Origin of the sequence: Actinosynnema sp. NPDC053489, assembly GCF_044544865.1 — a bacterium.
Taxonomy (GTDB): Bacteria; Actinomycetota; Actinomycetes; order Mycobacteriales; family Pseudonocardiaceae; genus Actinosynnema.
Genome location: NZ_JBITXT010000010.1, coordinates 145280 through 162650, shown reverse-complemented (window position 1 = coordinate 162650; position 17371 = coordinate 145280). Strand labels below are relative to the sequence as shown.

12 protein-coding genes are annotated in these 17371 nt (G+C 72.6%); 4 read left to right on the top strand and 8 right to left on the bottom strand.

Features of this window, described 5'->3' with window-relative positions; genetic code table 11:
* Positions 1–84: 84 nt before the first annotated feature.
* Complete coding sequence (rpmE, locus tag ACIGNX_RS23345; RefSeq protein ID WP_396542798.1) at positions 85–297, bottom strand: 50S ribosomal protein L31; 213 nt, start codon at positions 295–297, stop codon at positions 85–87.
* 247 nt (positions 298–544) lie between these two features.
* Here rpmE and ACIGNX_RS23340 point away from each other — a divergent pair, with 247 nt between their 5' ends.
* Positions 545–955 carry a hypothetical protein gene (locus tag ACIGNX_RS23340; protein WP_396542797.1) on the top strand — a complete coding sequence of 137 codons (411 nt, stop codon included), beginning with the start codon at positions 545–547 and terminating at the stop codon, positions 953–955.
* A 99-nt stretch (positions 956–1054) separates the two neighbouring features.
* On the opposite strand, the gene rho is transcribed toward ACIGNX_RS23340, so the two are convergent.
* The 6 genes from rho to argS form a co-directional block, all read right to left on the bottom strand.
* The gene (gene rho, locus ACIGNX_RS23335; protein WP_396542796.1) at positions 1055–3139 is read right to left on the bottom strand and encodes a transcription termination factor Rho; all 2085 of its coding nucleotides are present in this window, start codon (positions 3137–3139) and stop codon (positions 1055–1057) included.
* 343 nt (positions 3140–3482) lie between these two features.
* Positions 3483–4361 (bottom strand): homoserine kinase, encoded by an 879-nt coding sequence (thrB, locus tag ACIGNX_RS23330; RefSeq protein WP_396542795.1) that lies wholly within the window; start codon positions 4359–4361, stop codon positions 3483–3485.
* Complete coding sequence (thrC, locus tag ACIGNX_RS23325) at positions 4358–5461, bottom strand: threonine synthase (protein ID WP_396542794.1); 1104 nt, start codon at positions 5459–5461, stop codon at positions 4358–4360. The genes thrB and thrC overlap by 4 nt, the downstream gene beginning before the upstream one ends.
* Positions 5458–6765 carry a homoserine dehydrogenase gene (locus ACIGNX_RS23320; protein WP_396542793.1) on the bottom strand — a complete coding sequence of 436 codons (1308 nt, stop codon included), beginning with the start codon at positions 6763–6765 and terminating at the stop codon, positions 5458–5460. The genes thrC and ACIGNX_RS23320 overlap by 4 nt, the downstream gene beginning before the upstream one ends.
* Positions 6766–6768: 3 nt before the next feature.
* On the bottom strand, positions 6769–8193 hold the full coding sequence (lysA, locus tag ACIGNX_RS23315; RefSeq protein WP_396542792.1) for a diaminopimelate decarboxylase: 1425 nt from the start codon (positions 8191–8193) through the stop codon (positions 6769–6771).
* Complete coding sequence (gene argS, locus ACIGNX_RS23310; RefSeq protein ID WP_396542791.1) at positions 8193–9836, bottom strand: arginine--tRNA ligase; 1644 nt, start codon at positions 9834–9836, stop codon at positions 8193–8195. The genes lysA and argS overlap by 1 nt, the downstream gene beginning before the upstream one ends.
* A 170-nt stretch (positions 9837–10006) precedes the next feature.
* On the opposite strand from argS, the gene ACIGNX_RS23305 reads away from it, so the two are divergent.
* Together ACIGNX_RS23305 and ACIGNX_RS23300 are read left to right on the top strand one after the other, a co-directional pair.
* A complete protein-coding gene (locus tag ACIGNX_RS23305) occupies positions 10007–10828 on the top strand; it encodes a DUF3105 domain-containing protein (protein ID WP_396542790.1) in 822 nt (273 codons plus the stop codon).
* A gap of 2 nt (positions 10829–10830) precedes the next feature.
* Positions 10831–11520: a DUF305 domain-containing protein gene (locus ACIGNX_RS23300; protein ID WP_396542789.1), complete on the top strand. Its 690-nt coding sequence runs from the start codon at positions 10831–10833 to the stop codon at positions 11518–11520.
* 254 nt (positions 11521–11774) lie between these two features.
* Here ACIGNX_RS23300 and ACIGNX_RS23295 read toward each other — a convergent pair whose 3' ends face one another.
* Complete coding sequence (locus ACIGNX_RS23295) at positions 11775–12926, bottom strand: ROK family protein (protein ID WP_396542936.1); 1152 nt, start codon at positions 12924–12926, stop codon at positions 11775–11777.
* A gap of 175 nt (positions 12927–13101) precedes the next feature.
* On the opposite strand from ACIGNX_RS23295, the gene ACIGNX_RS23290 reads away from it, so the two are divergent.
* Positions 13102–17367 carry a GH92 family glycosyl hydrolase gene (locus ACIGNX_RS23290; RefSeq protein WP_396542788.1) on the top strand — a complete coding sequence of 1422 codons (4266 nt, stop codon included), beginning with the start codon at positions 13102–13104 and terminating at the stop codon, positions 17365–17367.
* The last annotated feature ends 4 nt before the right edge of the window (positions 17368–17371 follow it).

The window sequence follows — 17371 nt, the reverse complement described above, 5'->3', positions numbered from 1 at the left end:
CTCCGGTCTCAACGTCTGGCGGAAAGGGTGTGGAGACGACAACGGCGCCCACCCGCGGATTCGGGGTGGACGCCGTTCTGGCAACTACTTGGCGCGCTTGCCGTAGCGGGCCTCGAAGCGCGCGACCCGGCCACCGGTGTCCATGATCTTCTGCTTGCCCGTGTAGAACGGGTGGCAGTTCGAGCAGATCTCGACGTGGATGGCGCCGGACGACTGGGTGCTGCGCGTGCTGAAGGTGTTGCCGCAGTTGCAGGTGACCTGGGTCGTCACGTACTCGGGGTGAATGCCGGTCTTCAACGTCTTGTCCCTTTCCTAAGTGGCCGCCGGGTCCTCGTCGGGAATCCTCGAGGTGAACCGGAGCCGGACTCGACCCGACAGTGTGCCAGATCGGCTGACACCCGCTGCAACGCCAGGTGGACCGCCGTTGTTCCCGGTGTGCGGCGTCACAACCGCTCGCCGATGGTGGTCGACCATTTGGCGCACGAGGTAACCGCTGAACTACAGAGAGCAGCGCTCGGTGCGGTGTGGACGCCACACTGGCCGCGTGTTCTGCACCGTCGGGCGTCCCCTGCCGCTGACCACGTGGCTCGCCGTGCCGTTCGTGTTCGGCATCGCCGTCCTCGGCCTCACCGGGTTGGGCGGCCTGCTGCTCGGGGCACCCGGCCCCCTGGCGCTGTCCAGCCCGCTGTTCGGCGCGGGCGCCGCCGTCGCCCTGGCCACGTCGGGCGCGGTGCTGTGGAGCGCGCCGTGGCAGCGCCGGTGGCTGCGCCGGCCGTACCCGGCCGCCGTGGTGGTCCTCGGCGTGCTGGTGGACGGCGTGCGGGTGCCCGCGGTGGTCGTGGCGTGCCTCGGCGTGCCCGTCACCGCGCTGCTGGTCGCCCGGTACTTCCACGAGCGCCGCCGCACCGCCGAGCTGGCCGAGGCGGGCCTCGTCTCGCCCGCGCCACCCTGCTGAACGCGCCCGGACGAAGCCTCCCCGACCCCGCGGTCCCCCACCACGCCGAAGGCCCGCCCGGCGAGCACGCCGGACGGGCCTTCGGTGGGTCGAACGCGGTCAGTCGTTGTCCGCGCCCGGGGTGGTCTTCGCCACCTGCATCAGGAACTCGATGTTCGTGCGGCTCTTGCGCAGGCGGTCCAGCAGCAGGTCGATGGCCTGCTGGCTGTCCAGCGCGTGCAGCACCCGGCGCAGCTTGTGCATGACCGCCAGCTCGTCGGGCGAGAGCAGCAGGTCCTCCTTGCGGGTGCCGGACGAGTCCACGTCCACCGCCGGGAAGGTCCGCTTGTCCGCGATCTTGCGGTCGAGCTTGAGCTCGGCGTTGCCGGTGCCCTTGAACTCCTCGAAGATCACGCTGTCACCCGCGGACCCGGTCTCGACCAGGGCCGTCGCGATGACGGTCAGCGAGCCGCCGCCCTCGATGTTGCGGGCCGCGCCCAGGAACCGCTTGGGCGGGTACAGCGCGGTCGAGTCGACACCACCGGACAGGATCCGGCCGCTCGCGGGGGCCGCGAGGTTGTAGGCACGGCCCAGGCGGGTGATCGAGTCCAGCAGCACGACCACGTCGTGACCCATCTCGACGAGGCGCTTCGCCCGCTCGATGGCCAGCTCCGAGATCGTGGTGTGGTCCGACGGCGGGCGGTCGAAGGTGGAGGCGATGACCTCGCCCTTCACCGACCGCTGCATGTCGGTGACCTCTTCCGGGCGCTCGTCCACCAGCACCACCATCAGGTGGCACTCGGGGTTGTTCTTGGTGATCGCGTTGGCGATCGCCTGGAGCACCGAGGTCTTGCCCGCCTTCGGCGGCGACACGACCAGGGCGCGCTGGCCCTTGCCGATCGGCATCACCAGGTCGATGACGCGCGTGGTGAGGATGTGCGGCTCGGTCTCCAGCCGCAGTCGCTCGTTCGGGTACAGCGGGGTCAGCTTGGTGAAGTCCGGCCGGTTGCGGGACTCCTCCGGGTCGAGCCCGTTGATCTTGTCCACCCGGACGAGCGGGTTGAACTTCTGGCGCTGCTGCTCGCCGTCGCGCGGCTGCCGCACGGCGCCGATCAGGGCGTCGCCGCGGCGCAGCCCGTACTTGCGGACCAGCGACAACGACACGTAGACGTCGTTCGGCCCGGCCAGGTAGCCCGAGGTGCGGACGAACGCGTAGTTCTCCAGCACGTCGAGGATGCCCGCCACGGGCAGCAGGACGTCGTCCTCGCGCACCTCGGTGTCGGTGGTGGGGCCGCCGTCGTCACCGCGGCCACCGCGGCGGCGGCGGTCCCGGAAGCGGCGACCGCGACGGCCGCCCTCCTCGTCACCGTCGTCCGGCCCGCTCTGCTGGCGGTTGCGGTTCTGGTCGCGGCCACCCCGGTCGCCCCGGTCGTCCCGACCACCCCGGTCCTGCCGGTCGCCGCGGTCGGACCGGTCGCCCCGGTTGCCGCGCTCGCCCCGGTCCTGGCGCTGCTCGCGCTGCTCGGAGCGGTCCTGGCGGTCACCGCGGTCGGACCGGTCGCCCCGCTCGGGGCGGTCCTGCCGCTCGCCGCGCTCCGGCCGCTCGGACCGCTCGCCCTGGCGGCCGTCGCCCTGGGAGCGGTCGGACTGGGAGCGGTCACCCTGGGAGCGGTCGGACTGGGCGGGCCGGTCCGCCTGCGGCGGGGCCTGCCGGTCGTCCGCGGCCGGCGCCTCGGGGCTGCCCGCGGGCCGGTTGGCGGAACGGCGGCGGCGGTTGCCCCGACGACCGCCCTCCTCCTCCGCGGGCCGCTCGGCCACGTCGAGCTGCTGCTGGGTCGGCTTGTCCACCGCGGGAGCCTCGACGGCCTTCTCCGCGACGGGCGCCTTCTCGACGACCGCCTTGGGCGCCTCGGCCTTCTTCTCGGCCTTGGGCGGCGTCGCGGCACTGCCCCGACCGGAGGTGCCGCCCTGCCGCTCCTTGATGGCGGCGATCAGGTCGCCCTTGCGGAGGCCGGCCGTGCCGGTGATGCCCAGCTGACCCGCGAGTTCACGGAGTTCGGCCAGCACCATCCCGGAGAGGCCCGCGCGCTTGCGCGGCGTGGCGCTGCCGTTCGAAGTGGTGGTCAGAGCGTTCTCCTCGGCTCCGGAACTGGCAGCGGCGGGAGCAGCAGGAGCTTGGCTGCTCAGTACATCGGTGTTGGTCACACATGTCCTTCCTGACCGGGTCGCGCCTCCTACGCGACCCAGCGGACCTGCCGTCCGACGGAATGCGGCCCGGCAGTTTCGCCCCGGTGCAGGCGGACCTCGGACGGCGCGGAACGCGCACGAAAGCGGAGTCCTCCGGTACGGGACTTCGGTCACACGGCGAGCGGGTGCCTTCCAGCGTCGGCCCCGTCCGTACGGCACAGAGCCAAGTCACTGGAGGAATGCGATCCGGAACGAACGTCCGGGCACCACACCGGCGCCCGTGCGCGCGGTGACTGATGGCCCCGAGGGTAGACGCCGGTCCGGCCGGGTGCAACAACCGGGGCACGGCGCGTCGCGTCGCTCAGCCGAGTGGCGCAACCCGGACCCCGCCCAGGTCGACCGGCACCCGGCGGGTCTCGAACCCCGTCGTGTCCACCCGGGGCGGGAGCACCCCGTCCGGTGGCAGGGCCAGGACCGCCGGTCCCGCCCCGGACACCGCGGCGGCCACCCCGGCCTCCCGCAGCGACCGCACCAGGCGCGTCGTCGCAGGCCAGGCCGGTTCCCGGTACGGCTCGTGCAGCCGGTCGTCCAGCGCGTCGAGCAACAGCGACGGGTCCGCGGCCAGCGCGTGCACGGCCAGCGCGGACCGGCCGGCGGCGAACGCCGCGTCCTCGTGCGGCACCTTGGACGGCAGCAGCCCCCGGGTGGCGTGCGTGGAGGACTCCTCCTCCGGCACGAGCACGACCGGCGTCACACCGGGGTGCGGTTCCACACGAACAGCGCGGTAGCGGTCACCGTGCGTCCACGCGATCGCCACCCCGCCGAACATGGCCGCCGCCGCGTTGTCGGCGTGGCCCTCGAACTCCGCTGCGAGTTGCAACGCGCTCGTGTCCGACTCGCGACCGGCCAGGGCGAACCCGGCCGCCACGCCGGCCACCACCGCCGCCGCCGAGGAGCCGAGGCCCCTGGCGTGCGGGATGGCGTTGCGGCACGTCAGCCGCAGCCCCGGCACCTCGACGCCGACCAGCTCGCAGGCCGCGCGGAAGGCCCGCACGACCAGGTGCCGCTCGTCGGTCGGCACGGAGCCGGCGCCCTCACCGGATGCCTCCACCTCCAGGCCGCCGCCGGTCACGGCGAACTCCAGCTCGTCGTGCAGGCCCAGCGCCATGCCCAGCGCGTCGAAGCCGGAGCCGAGGTTCGCCGTGGACGCGGGCACGGTGACGCGGACACCACGCGTCACGCCAGCTCCAGGGCGGTCGCGACGGCCTCGGGGTCCACCGGCACCGGCGCCACCTCGGGCATGCCGAGCAGGGCCGTGTCGGGGTCCTTGAGGCCGTGGCCGGTGACCGTGCAGACGACCGTGGAGCCCCGGGGCAGCCTGCCGTCCGCGGCCGTGGCCAGCAGGCCCGCCACGCTGGTCGCGGACGCGGGCTCGACGAAGATGCCCTCGGTCGAGGCCAGCAGCCGGTACGCCTCCAGGATCTTCTCGTCCGTCACGGCCTCGAACAGGCCGCCGGACTCCTCCTTGGCGGCCACCGCGCCGGTCCACGACGCCGGGCTGCCCACCCGGATCGCGGTCGCGATGGTCTCCGGGTCCGCCACCGGCCTGCCCAGCACCAGCGGCGCGGAGCCCGCGGCCTGGAAGCCGAACATCCGGGGCGTGGACGACGTCACGCCGTCGGCCGCGTAGTCGGAGTAGCCGCGCCAGTACGCCGTGATGTTGCCCGCGTTGCCGACGGGCAGGCAGTGCACGTCGGGCGCGCGGCCCAGCACGTCGCAGATCTCCCACGCGGCGGTCTTCTGCCCGATCAGCCGCACCGGGTTGACCGAGTTGACCAACGTGATCGGGTACTCGGTCGAGGTCTTGGCCGCCAGTTCCAGGCAGTCGTCGAAGTTGCCGTCGATCTGCAGGATCCGGGCGCCGTGCGAGACGGCCTGGGCGAGCTTGCCCAGCGCGATCTTGCCGCGGGGCACGAGCACGGCGGCGGTGAGGCCCGCCTTGGCCGCGTACGCCGCGGCGCTCGCCGAGGTGTTGCCGGTCGACGCGCAGATCACCGCGCGGATGCCGCTGGCCAGGGCGTGCGTCATGGCCACGGTCATGCCGCGGTCCTTGAACGAGCCGGTCGGGTTCGCGCCCTCGACCTTGACGTAGACGTCGCAGCCGGTCAGCTCCGACAGGTGCCCGGCGGCCACCAGGGGCGTGCCGCCCTCGTGGAGGGTGACGACCCGCGCGCCCTCGGGGAGGTGGATCCGGTCCGCGTAGGCGCGGATGATGCCCGGCCACCCCGGCCGCGCGGTCGTCTGGTTGTCGGCTGCGCCGACGGTCGCTCGCGGCGTCAAATCTCTTCGCCTTCCACCCTCATCACGCTGACCACTTCCCGAACCACGGGCAGCCCGCCGATTTTGTCCACGGTCGACCGCAGTGCCGCGTCGGTCGCGGCGTGGGTGACGATCACCAGGCTGGCGTCGTCGACCCGCCCCTCCTGCCGCACCGCCGCGATGCTCACGTCGTGCTCGGCGAACACCGCCGCCACCTGCGACAACACGCCCGCCCGGTCGGCGACGTCGAGGCTGATGTGATAACGCGTGGGCGTCTGGCCCATCGGCCGCACGGGCAGGCCCGCGTAGGCCGACTCACGCGGGCCGCGCCCGCGGTGAACCCGGTTGCGGGCCACGGCGACGAGGTCGCCGAGCACCGCGCTGGCGGTCGGCGCGCCACCCGCGCCCTGACCGTAGAACATCATCTCGCCGGCCGCGTCGGCCTCCACGAACACCGCGTTGAACGCGCCGTGCACGCCCGCCAGCGGGTGGGAGGTCGGGATCATGGCCGGGTGCACCCGCACCGAGATGCCCTCGCCGTCGTCCTGCGCCACGCGCTCGCAGATGGCCAGCAGCTTGACCGTGCGGCCCAGCGCCTTGGCGGCGGCGATGTCGGCCGCGCTGACCGAGGCGATGCCCTCGCGGTGCACGTCGGCGGCCGTGACCCGGCTGTGGAAGGCCAGCGAGGCGAGGATGGCGGCCTTGGACGCGGCGTCGAACCCGTCCACGTCGGCGGTCGGGTCCGCCTCGGCGTACCCGAGCCGGGTCGCCTCCTCCAGGGTCTCGGCGTAGCTCGCGCCCGTCGAGTCCATGCCCGAGAGGATGAAGTTCGTGGTGCCGTTGACGATGCCCATCACCCGGGTGATGCGGTCGCCGGCCAGCGACTCGCGCAGCGGGCGCAGCAGCGGGATCGCGCCCGCCACGGCCGCCTCGAAGTACAGGTCGGCCCCGGAGGCGTCGGCGGCCTCGAACAGCTCGCCCGAGTGCTCGGCCAGCAGCGCCTTGTTCGCCGTCACCACCGACTTGCCCGCGCGCAGCGCGGTCAGCAGCAGCGTGCGGGCGGGCTCGATGCCGCCGATGACCTCGACGACCACGTCCACGTCGGCGGAGGAGACCAGGGCCTCGGCGTCCGTCGTCAGCAGCTCCGCGGGCACCTCGCGGTGCTTGTTCGGCTTGCGCACGGCGATGCCGGCCACCTCGACCGGCGCGCCGACGCGCGCGGTGAGGTCGGCCGCCTGGTCGGTGAGCAGCCGGACCACCTCGGTGCCGACGGTGCCGCACCCCAGCAGCGCGACCCGGATCGGTTGTCCCTCGTGGCTTGCCACTTCTCATACCTCCAGGCGGAACAGGTCTTCCTCGGTCTCCCGGCGCAGCAGCAACCGGGCCTCGCCGTCCTCGACCGCGACCAGCGCGGGCCGGAGCAGCCGGTTGTAGCCGCTGGCCATGGAGTAGCAGTACGCGCCGGTCGCGGCGACCGCGATGAGGTCGCCCGGCGCGAGGTCCTCGGGCAGCCAGCAGTCGCGCACGACCACGTCACCGGACTCGCAGTGCTTGCCCACGACCCGGCACAGCACCGCGCCCGCCGACTCGCCGGCGGGCCGGGAGACCAGCTTGCAGTCGTAGACCGCGTCGTAGAGCGCGGTGCGGATGTTGTCGCTCATCCCGCCGTCCACGCTCACGTACCGGCGGACCGCGCCCGCGTCGAGCTGGACGTCCTTGATGGTGCCCACCTCGTACAGCGTCACCGTGCCGGGGCCGACGATGGCGCGGCCGGGCTCGACCGCGATCGCCGGCACGGGCAGCCCGGCGTGCTCGCACTCCTTGGCCACGATGTTGTGCAGCTGCCTGGCCAGCTCGGCGGGCGGCGGCGGGTCGTCGTCGGGGGTGTAGGCGATGCCGAGGCCGCCGCCGAGGTCCACGGTCGTGACGTGGTCGAGGATGCCGTCGCCGTGCTCGTCGCGCAGCTGCGCGAGCAGCCCCACGACCCGGCGCGCGGCGACCTCGAAGCCGCTGGCGTCGAAGATCTGGGAGCCGATGTGGCTGTGCAGGCCGACCAGCCGCAGCCCCTCGGACTTCAGCACCCGGCGCGCCGCCTCGGCCGCGTCGCCGGAGGACAGCGAGAAGCCGAACTTCTGGTCCTCGTGGGCGGTGGCGATGAACTCGTGCGTGTGCGCCTCGACGCCCACCGTCACCCGGATCATCACCGGCTGCACCCGGCCGTGCTCGCGGGCGACCTGGTCGAGCCGGGCGATCTCGAAGAACGAGTCGAGCACGACCGCGCCGACCCCGGCCTCGACGGCGGCGGTCAGCTCGCCGACGGACTTGTTGTTCCCGTGCAGCGCGATCCGCTCCGGCGGGAACTGGGCGCGCAGCGCGACGGCCAGCTCGCCGCCGCTGGCCACGTCGATGCTCAGGCCCTCCTCGGCGACCCACCGGGCCACCGCCACGGACAGGAACGCCTTGGACGCGTAGTGCACCCGGGTCGGGTCGCCGAACGCCTCGGCGTGCTCGCGGCAGCGCGAGCGGAAGTCGGCCTCGTCCATCACGAACAGCGGGGTGCCGTGCTCCTGGGCGAGCTGCCGCACGTCCACGCCGCCCAGGCGGACCGCGCCGTCGGCGCCGCGCTCGGCGTTGCGCGGCCACACCTGCGGGTGCAGCGCGTCCAGCTCGGCGGTCGTGGCCGGGCGGTTGCCCGCCGTGTTCGAGGGGACGAGGACGTCGGCGTGCCGGGGACCGGCGGGGTGGGCGCGCATCACATCTGCTCCGGAGCGGTCACGCCGAGCAGCCCGAGGCCGTTGGCGAACACCTGGCGGGTGGCGGCGCACAGGCTGAGCCTGGCGCGGTGGAGTTCGGTCGTTTCCTCGTCGCCCCGCGGCAACACGCGGCAGGCCTCGTAGAACCGGTGGTACGTGCCCGCCAGCTCCTCGAGGTAGCGCGCCACGCGGTGCGGTTCGCGCAGCTCGCCTGCGGTGGCGACGACGCGCGGGAACTCGCCGAGGGTGCGGATCAGGTCACCCTCGTGGTCGTGGACGAGCAGGTCGACCGCGTCGCCGGGCGTGACGCCCAGGTCGGCGGCGTTGCGCAGCAGCGACGACAGCCGGGCGTGCGCGTACTGCACGTAGAACACCGGGTTGTCGTTGCTGCGCTTGCGCAGCAGGTCGAGGTCGATGTCCAGGGACGAGTCGACCGACGAGCGGGTCATCGCGTACCGGGCGGCGTCCACGCCGACCGCGTCCACCAGGTCCTGCATGGTGATCACGGTCCCGGCGCGCTTGCTCATCCGGACCGGCTTGCCGTCGCTGACCAGGTTCACGAGCTGGCCGATCAGCACCTCGACCGACGCCGGGTCGTCGCCCAGCGCCGACGCGGCGGCCTTGAGCCTGCCGATGTAGCCGTGGTGGTCCGCGCCGAGCATGTAGATGCACAGGTCGAAGCCGCGCGACCGCTTGTCCACCAGGTACGCGATGTCACCGGCGATGTACGCGGGGTCACCGTCGCTCTTGATGACCACGCGGTCCTTGTCGTCGCCGAACTCGGTGGACCGCAGCCACCAGGCGCCGTTCTCGAAGTACAGCGCACCGGAGCCCTTGAGCTGCTCGACGGCCTTCGCGACGGCACCGGAGCGGTGCAGCGAGTCCTCGTGGAAGAAGACGTCGAAGTCCGTGCCGAAGTCGTGCAGGTCCTTCTTGATCTCCTCGAACATCAGGTTCACGCCGATGCGGCGGAACACCTCGTGCGAGTCCTCCGAGGTCAGGGCGCTGGGCTCCTGCCGGAGGACCTCGGCGGCGATGTCGCTGATGTAGCCGCCCGCGTAGCCGTCCTCCGGCGCGGGCTCGCCCTTCGCGGCGGCGACCAGGGACCGGACGAACCGGTCGATCTGCGCGCCCGCGTCGTTGAAGTAGTACTCGCGGGTGACCTCGCCGCCGTTGGCGGTCAGGACGCGGCCCAGCGCGTCGCCGACCGCCGCCCAGCGGGTGCCGCCCAGGTGGATGGGGCCGGTGGGGTTCGCCGAGACGAACTCCAGGTTGATCCGGGTGCCGGCGAGCTGGTCACCGCGGCCGTAGGCCTCGCCGGCCTTCAGCACGTCGCGCACGATCGCGCCCTGGGCGTCCGCGGCCAGCCGCAGGTTCAGGAAGCCGGGGCCCGCGACCTCGACCGAGGAGATGGCGTCGGTGCCGGTCAGCGCGTCGGCGAGCCAGCCGGCCAGGTCGCGGGACGTCACGCCGACCTTCTTGGCGGTCTGCAGGGCCAGGTTCGTGGCGTAGTCGCCGTGCTCGGGGTTGCGGGGACGCTCGATGGTGACCGCCGTGGGCAGGGCGGCGGGGTCGAGGCCGCGGGAGGACAGCACGTCCACGGCCGTCGCACGGACCAGTTCAGCGAGCGCAGCGGGAGTCACCCGACAAGTCTAGGGAAGCGTTCCCGCTGGTCTCGACCGGGATGGGCGTCCCGCGAAGTGGGAATGCCCACCCTGGGTGACCACCGCGCGTGACAGCCAGTTGACGGTGACCAGACACGGAGTCCCTACACTGGCCCGCGGCATGGGCGTATGACGAGACTGAGGCGGACATGACCAGCGGCAAGAAGACGAAGGCCGCGCGCTCCAGCGTTGCGGCGGCGCGCTCCTCGGTGGTGGCCAAGAAGCCGAAGCCCTGGGGCACCATCATCGCGGTGGTGGCCGTGCTGGCCCTGGCCGGCACCGTGTTCGGCTACGCGTACGCGCAGATCTCCGAGCAGAGCGCGAAGGAAGAGGCGCTCGCCCAGTGGACGCCGTCCGAGGAGAACAAGGACCCCTCGGACAAGATCGCGGGCGTGGTGAAGACGGAGTACAAGGAGGGCAAGCACGTCGACGCGACCCAGCGGGTCGCCTACGACCAGTCGCCCCCCTTCGGCGGTCCGCACGACAACGTGTGGGCCGACTGCACCGGCACGGTGTACGAGAAGGCCGTCCGCAACGAGAACATGGTGCACCCGCTCGAGCACGGCGCCGTCTGGATCGCGTACAACCCGGACCAGGTCAGCGGCGAGGCGCTGGACAAGCTGAAGACCCGCGCCGAGGGGCAGCCGTTCACGATGCTGTCGCCCTACCCCGGCCTGGACAAGCCGATCTCGCTCCAGGCGTGGGGCCACCAGCTGAAGCTGGACAACGCCGACGACGAGCGCATCGACCAGTTCATCCAGTCGCTGCGGCGCAACCAGTACACCTACCCCGAGGTCGGCGCGTCCTGCGAGTCCCCGACCTTCGACGTGGCCAACCCGCCCGCGTTCGTCGCGGAGGCCCCGGGCGCCGACGCCGTCCCGATGGACGGCGGCAAGGACGCCACCGCCGAGGAGAGCGGCATGCCGCCCGCCTCGGACGCACCGGCCGCCAGCTCCACGCCGGGCAGCTGACCGTGGCCGACGCCGAGCAGGAGGAGGTCGCCCCCGCCCGCGGGGTGACCGCGACCAGGGTGGCCGTCGTGTCGGTCGCCGTGGTCGCCGTCCTCCTGCTCGGCGCCGCCATCGGGCTGCTGGTCAAGCTGCCGGGCGCGGACCACAGCTCCACGCCCGCGCGCGACTCCGTGGACGTCGGGTTCACGCAGGACATGTCGGCGCACCACCTCCAGGGCGTGCAGATGGCCAACATCGCCCGCGACCGGACCGCCGACCCGGCCATCGAGCAGCTCGCGTTCGACATCTCCTCCACCCAGCTGGAGCAGGCCGGCCGGATGAAGGGCTGGCTGTTCCTCTGGGGCTACCCCGAGCAGTCGCCCGACGGCAGGCACATGTGGTGGATGACGTCCTCCACGCACGGCCACTCCGGGGCGGGATCGGCCGACTCGGCGCCGATGCCGGGCATGGCCTCGCCGGAGGAGCTGGCGAAGCTGCGGACGATGAGCGGCGTCGAGTTCGACGTCTACTTCCTCCAGCTGATGCTGCGCCACCACAAGGGCGGCGCGCCGATGGCCGAGTACGCGGCCACGCACGCGGGCCAGTCGGTCGTGCGCACGCTGGCGGACAACATGCTCAAGTCGCAGACCGCCGAGAGCACGTACATGCAGCAGCTGATCACCGAGCGGGGCGCGGCTCCCCTGCCGAGCTGACCGCCGCGGCGCGCCCGTGCCCATCGCGCCCGGGGACCCCCGTTGCGTACCCGGGGCAGGTGTTGGCGGGCGCGGCACCTGCCCCGTGGCACGGTCGGTAGGAGACCACGTCCCCCGTACTCCCCTACCGACTCCCCTTCTACAACGGAAGGAACAACACCACCCTCCAGGAGGAGGCAACCGTGACGCTACGTCATTACCGGTGAGTTGGAACTTACGACGTTCGAGTGAATCACCAGGTGACGGCCACTCGACTACCCAGAGCCAGTCACGCTGCCGCGCCGGTCGAACACCAACTCCCGCGCCAACCGCAACCCCATCGCGATCGCGCCGCTGAGCACCGCGGCGTCGCCCAGCTCGCCCGCCACGATCCGCGGCACCAGCGGCGTCACCCGTCGCAGCGCGGCCTCCAGCGGCTCCTGGAGCAGGTCGGTGTTGCTGCCCACGCCACCGCCGAGGACCACCAGCTCCGGGTCGACCACCGCCACCACCGACGCCACCACGAAGGCCAGCCGCTCGGCCTCGTCGCGCACCGCCGCCAGCGCCCGCTCGTCTCCGGCCTTCGCCGCGGCGAACACCTCGCGCGCCGACCGCGCCGGGAACCCGCGCCGCTTCGCCAGCGCCACCACCGACCCCGCCGCCGCGGCCGCCTCCGCCTGGCCGCGCTGCCGCCCGTCCTCCTCGGACTGGCCGGGGTGGGGCAGGTAGCCGACCTCGCCCGCCGCGCCGTGCGCGCCGCGGAACAGCCGGCCGTCCACCACGATCCCCATGCCGATGCCCGTGCCGACGGTCAGGCACACGAACACGTCCGCGCCCCGCGCCGCGCCGTGCTCCCGCTCGCCCACCGCGGCCAGGTTGGCGTCGTTCTCCACCACCAGGCCCGCGCCCAGCCCGGCCTCCAGGTCGTCCAGCAGGCCCGGTCGCTCCCAGCCGGGCAGGTTCGGCGCGTGGTGCAGCGCCCGGTCGCGCGGGTCGGGCACGCCGGGCGTGCCGACGACCTTCACCACCAGGTCGGCGAGCGACAGGCCGGCCTCGGCCGCCGTGCGCGCGGCCAGCTCGCGCACCGTGCGGACCAGCGCGGTCGCCGAGCGGCACCGGTTGCGCTCGTCCACCCGCGCGATGACCGAACCGGCCAGGTCCGCCACGGCCAGCCGGATGCGCTGCCTGCCGATGTCCACGCCGAGCACGTGGCCCGCCGCCGGGTTCGGCTCGAAGAGCACCGCCGACCGGCCCGGCCCCGTCGAGGTGCGGCCGATGGGGCGCACCAGGCCGTGCTGCTCCAGGTCGAGCAGCGCCTGGCCCACGGTGGGCTTGGACAGCCCGGTGTCCTTGGCGATCTGCGGCCTGGTCGCCGGACCGCCGGCGCGCAGCCGGTCGAGCACCGCGCGCTGGTTCAGCACGCGCATGCCCGCGGGCGTGCCCACCGGGGGCGGGATCCGGGCCGTCACAGCGAGTGAGTGTAGATCGGGTGGAGCAGCGCCCGGACAGGCTTGCGGACAAGATGCCGCCGTCCACTTGACAACGATGTCACCTGCCCTTTTGCTCGCTGAAGATCGGGTCGGATCGGGCGAGAGGCGTGCAATGGGGCACAAGCGGGGCAGGAGATCGCTGGTGGTCGTCTCGACCATCGCCTTGGCGGTCGGGAGCGTGGGAGGCTGGTCCTCCGCGACCGCCGCACCGGGGGAGCCAGCCGTGAGCGAGACGCTCTTCGCCACCTCGTTCGAGGACGGGCAGCCGCAGCCCACCTGGGCGAGCACCGTGGAGACGGGACCGGACGGCACGCCGAAGACCTCGGGCGTCGACGGCTCCGACACCACCGGCCTGCCCGGCGACGTCACCGACCGCGTGGTCGACGTGGCGGCCAACTCGGAGAACTCCGGCGCCGGCGAGGTCAAGGAGAACCTGGTCGACGGCAGCGCGGCGTCCAAGTGGCTGACCTTCACGCCCACCGGCTGGGTGCGGTTCACCTTCGCCGAGCCGGTCGCGGTCAGGCGCTACGCCCTGACCTCCGCCAACGACGCGCCCGAGCGCGACCCGAAGGACTGGTCGCTGCGCGGCTCCAACGACGGCACGACGTGGACGCCGATCGACGCCCGCGCCGGCGAGGCGTTCACCGAGCGGTTCCAGACCAAGGTCCACGACGTGGCCAACACCGCGGCGTTCAAGCACTACCAGCTCGACATCACCGCGACCGCGGGCGGCGTGAACCTGGTGCAGCTCGCCGAGGTCCGGTTCTCCGACGGCTCGACCACCCCGCCGGCGAAGAACATGCGCACCACCGTCGGCAAGGGCGCGAGCGGCGGGTACAACGCCAAGGCCGGCGCGGGCTTCACCGGTCTGAAGGCGCTGCGCTACCAGGGGACGCACGTCGCCGAGGGGCGCGGCTACTCCTACAACAAGGTCTTCGACGTCGACATCCCGGTCACGCCGACCACCGAGCTGTCCTACCTGATCTTCCCGTCGTTCACCGCGGACGACCTGAACTACCCGGCCACCCACGTCTCGCTGGACCTCGCGTTCGCCGACGGCACCTACCTCAGCGACCTGGGAGCGCGCGACCAGCACGGGTTCGAGCTGTCGCCGCGCGGCCAGGGCGCGGCGAAGTCGCTCTACACCAACCAGTGGAACCGGGTCGCCTCCGCGATCGGCGCGGTCGCCGCGGGCAAGACGATCAAGCGCGTCCTGCTCGCCTACGACAACCCGCGGGGGCCGGCGGCGTTCAACGGCTGGGTGGACGACATCGCGGTGAGGTCCGCGCCGGTGGCGGTCGACCGGCCGCGCCCGTCCGACTGGGTGCTCACCACCCGCGGCACCAACTCCAGCGGCTCCTTCTCGCGGGGCAACAACTTCCCGGCCACCGCCGTGCCGCACGGCTTCAACTTCTGGTCGCCCATGACCAACGCGGGCTCGATCAGCTGGCTCTACGAGTACGCCAAGAGCAACAACCGGGACAACCTGCCGACGGTGCAGGCGTTCACCGCGAGCCACGAGCCCAGCCCGTGGATGGGCGACCGGCAGACGTTCCAGGTGATGCCGTCGGCCGGCGCACCGACGGCCGACCGGGCGGCGCGCGCCCTGCCGTTCAGGCACGAGAACGAGGTCGCCAAGGCCCACTACTACGGCGTGCGGTTCGAGAACGGGATGCGCACCGAGATCGCGCCGACCGACCACGCCGCGCTGTTCCGCTTCACGTTCGTGGACGACACCTCCAACCTGGTGTTCGACAACGTCAACAACAGCGGCGGGCTGACGCTGGACCCCGCCTCCGGCGTGGTGACGGGCTTCTCCGACGTCAAGAGCGGGCTGTCGGTCGGCGCGACGCGGCTGTTCGTCTACGGCGTCGTGGACAAGCCGGTGAAGAGCAGCGGCCGGCTGACCGGCGCGGGCCGCGACGCCGTGGCCGGCTACTTCCAGTTCGACACCTCCGCCGACAAGGCGGTGACGATGCGGATCGCCACCTCGCTGCTCGGCGTCGACCAGGCGCGGCGCAACCTGGAGCTGGAGGTGTCCGCTTCGGACACGTTCGAGTCGGTGCGCGACCGGGCGCAGCAGGCGTGGGACCGCGTGCTGGGCATGGTCGAGGTGGAGGGCGCGTCGGAGGACCAGCTCACCACCCTGTACTCGAACCTCTACCGGCTCTACCTGTACCCGAACTCGGGCTTCGAGAACACCGGCACCGCCGACGCGCCCCGGTACCGGTACGCCTCGCCCGTGCAGGACGCCGGCCCCGCCACGCCGACGCTGACCGGCGCGAAGGTCGTGGACGGCAAGGTCTACGTCAACAACGGGTTCTGGGACACCTACCGGACCACCTGGCCCGCGTACAGCCTGCTGACGCCCCGGCGCGCGGCCGAGCTGGCGGACGGGTTCGTGCAGCAGTACCGCGACGGCGGCTGGATCTCGCGCTGGTCCTCCCCCGGCTACGCGAACCTGATGACCGGCACCAGCTCGGACGTGGCGTTCGCCGACGCGTTCGTCAAGGGCGTCGACCTGCCCGACGCCGAGGCGGCCTTCGAGGCGGCGGTGAAGAACGCGACGGTCGCGCCGCCGAACGCGGGCGTCGGCCGCAAGGGCCTGGACACGTCGATCTTCACCGGTTACACGTCCACCGCCACCGGCGAGGGCATGTCGTGGGCGATCGAGGGCTACGTCAACGACTACGGCATCGCGAACATGGCGAAGGCGCTGCACGAGAGGACCGGGGAGGCGCGGTACCTGGCGGCCCACGAGTACTTCGCCAACCGCGCGCTGAACTACGTCCACATGTTCGACCCGTCGACCGGCTTCTTCCAGGGCCGCAACCCCGACGGCACGTGGCGCGTGCCCGCCGCGGAGTACGACCCGCGGGAGTGGGGCCACGACTACACCGAGACCGACGGCTGGAACATGGCGTTCTCGGTGCCGCACGACGGGCAGGGCCTGGCCAACCTCTACGGCGGGCGCGACGGGCTGGCGAAGAAGCTGGACGACTTCTTCGCCACGCCGGAGACGGCGAAGTTCCCCGGCTCGTACGGCGGCGTGATCCACGAGATGACCGAGGCGCGCGACGTGCGGATGGGGCAGCTGGGCCACTCCAACCAGGTGTCGCACCACATCGCCTACATGTATGACTACGCGGGTCAGCCGTGGAAGACCCAGGAGAAGGTCCGCGAGATCCTCTCCCGGCTGTACCTGGGCAGCGAGATCGGCCAGGGCTACCCCGGCGACGAGGACAACGGCGAGCAGTCGGCGTGGTGGCTGTTCAGCGCGATGGGCTTCTACCCGCTGCAGATGGGCAACGCGACGTACGCGATCGGGTCGCCGCTGTTCAAGAAGCTGACCGTGCACCTGGAGAACGGGCGCACGCTGGTCGTGAACGCGCCGGCGAACTCGGCGAAGAACATCTACGTGCAGTCGCTGAAGGTCAACGGCGAGAAGTGGGACAAGTCGTACCTGCCGCACTCCGAGATCGCCGGCGGCGGCGTGCTGGACTTCGAGATGGGGTCCTCGCCGTCGCGGTGGGCCACCGGCGCGGACGCCGCGCCGCCGTCGTTGACCACGGGTTCCGCGGTGCCCAGCCCGTTGCGGGACGTGACGCTGCTCGGGACCGTGACCGGTGCGCCGGCGGCCGTCGTGGACAACACCTCGCAGACCTCCGGCGTGCTGTCGTGGTTGCGGGTGGACCTGCCGTCGGACAAGGAGAGCGCCACCTTCTACACGCTCACGTCGGGCAAGGGGGCGGGCGACCCGGCGTCGTGGGTGCTGAAGGGCTCCTACGACGGGACGACGTGGGCGACCGCGGACGAGCGGTCGGGCGAGGCGTTCCCGTGGCGGCAGCAGACCCGGGCGTTCAAGATCGCCAAGTCGGGGCACTACCGGTACTACCGGCTGGAGTTCCCGGGCGAGGCGACGGTGGCCGAGTTCGAGCTGCTGGCCAAGCCGTTCGTCGCGTGCACGGCGACGGTGACCGGTGAGCACGCCGGGCCGTTGCGCGTGCAGTCGGGCGTGACGTGCCTGGACGGTGCCACGGTGACCGGTCCGGTGACGGTGGCGGCGGGCGCGTCGCTGTACGCGTTCGGCGGGGAGCTGCGGGGCCCGGTGACCGCCACCGGCGCGGCGGCGGTCGTGCTGGTGGGGACGACGGTCGGCGGGCCGGTCAACGTGACCGGGACGTCCGGCGAGGTTTCACTGGAGCGGGTGAACGTCGGCGGGCCCGTGCGGCTGGCGGACAACAAGGGCGGCACGCTCGTCGCCGGCAACACCGTCAGCGGGCCGCTGTCGTGCACGGGCAGCGCGCCGGCACCCGTGGACAACGGGTGGGCGAACCGGGTGAGCGGGCCCAAGACGGGTCAGTGCGCCCGGTTCTAGCGGC

What these genes read in the sequence shown, in the direction of transcription:
- ACIGNX_RS23305 (WP_396542790.1), top strand. Translation starts at nt 10,007, where the DNA reads ATGACCAGCGGCAAGAAGACGAAGGCCGCGCGCTCCAGCGTTGCGGCG.
- ACIGNX_RS23290 (WP_396542788.1), top strand. Translation starts at nt 13,102, where the DNA reads ATGGGGCACAAGCGGGGCAGGAGATCGCTGGTGGTCGTCTCGACCATC.
- lysA (WP_396542792.1), bottom strand. Translation starts at nt 8,193, where the DNA reads ATGCGCGCCCACCCCGCCGGTCCCCGGCACGCCGACGTCCTCGTCCCC.
- ACIGNX_RS23295 (WP_396542936.1), bottom strand. Translation starts at nt 12,926, where the DNA reads ATGCGCGTGCTGAACCAGCGCGCGGTGCTCGACCGGCTGCGCGCCGGC.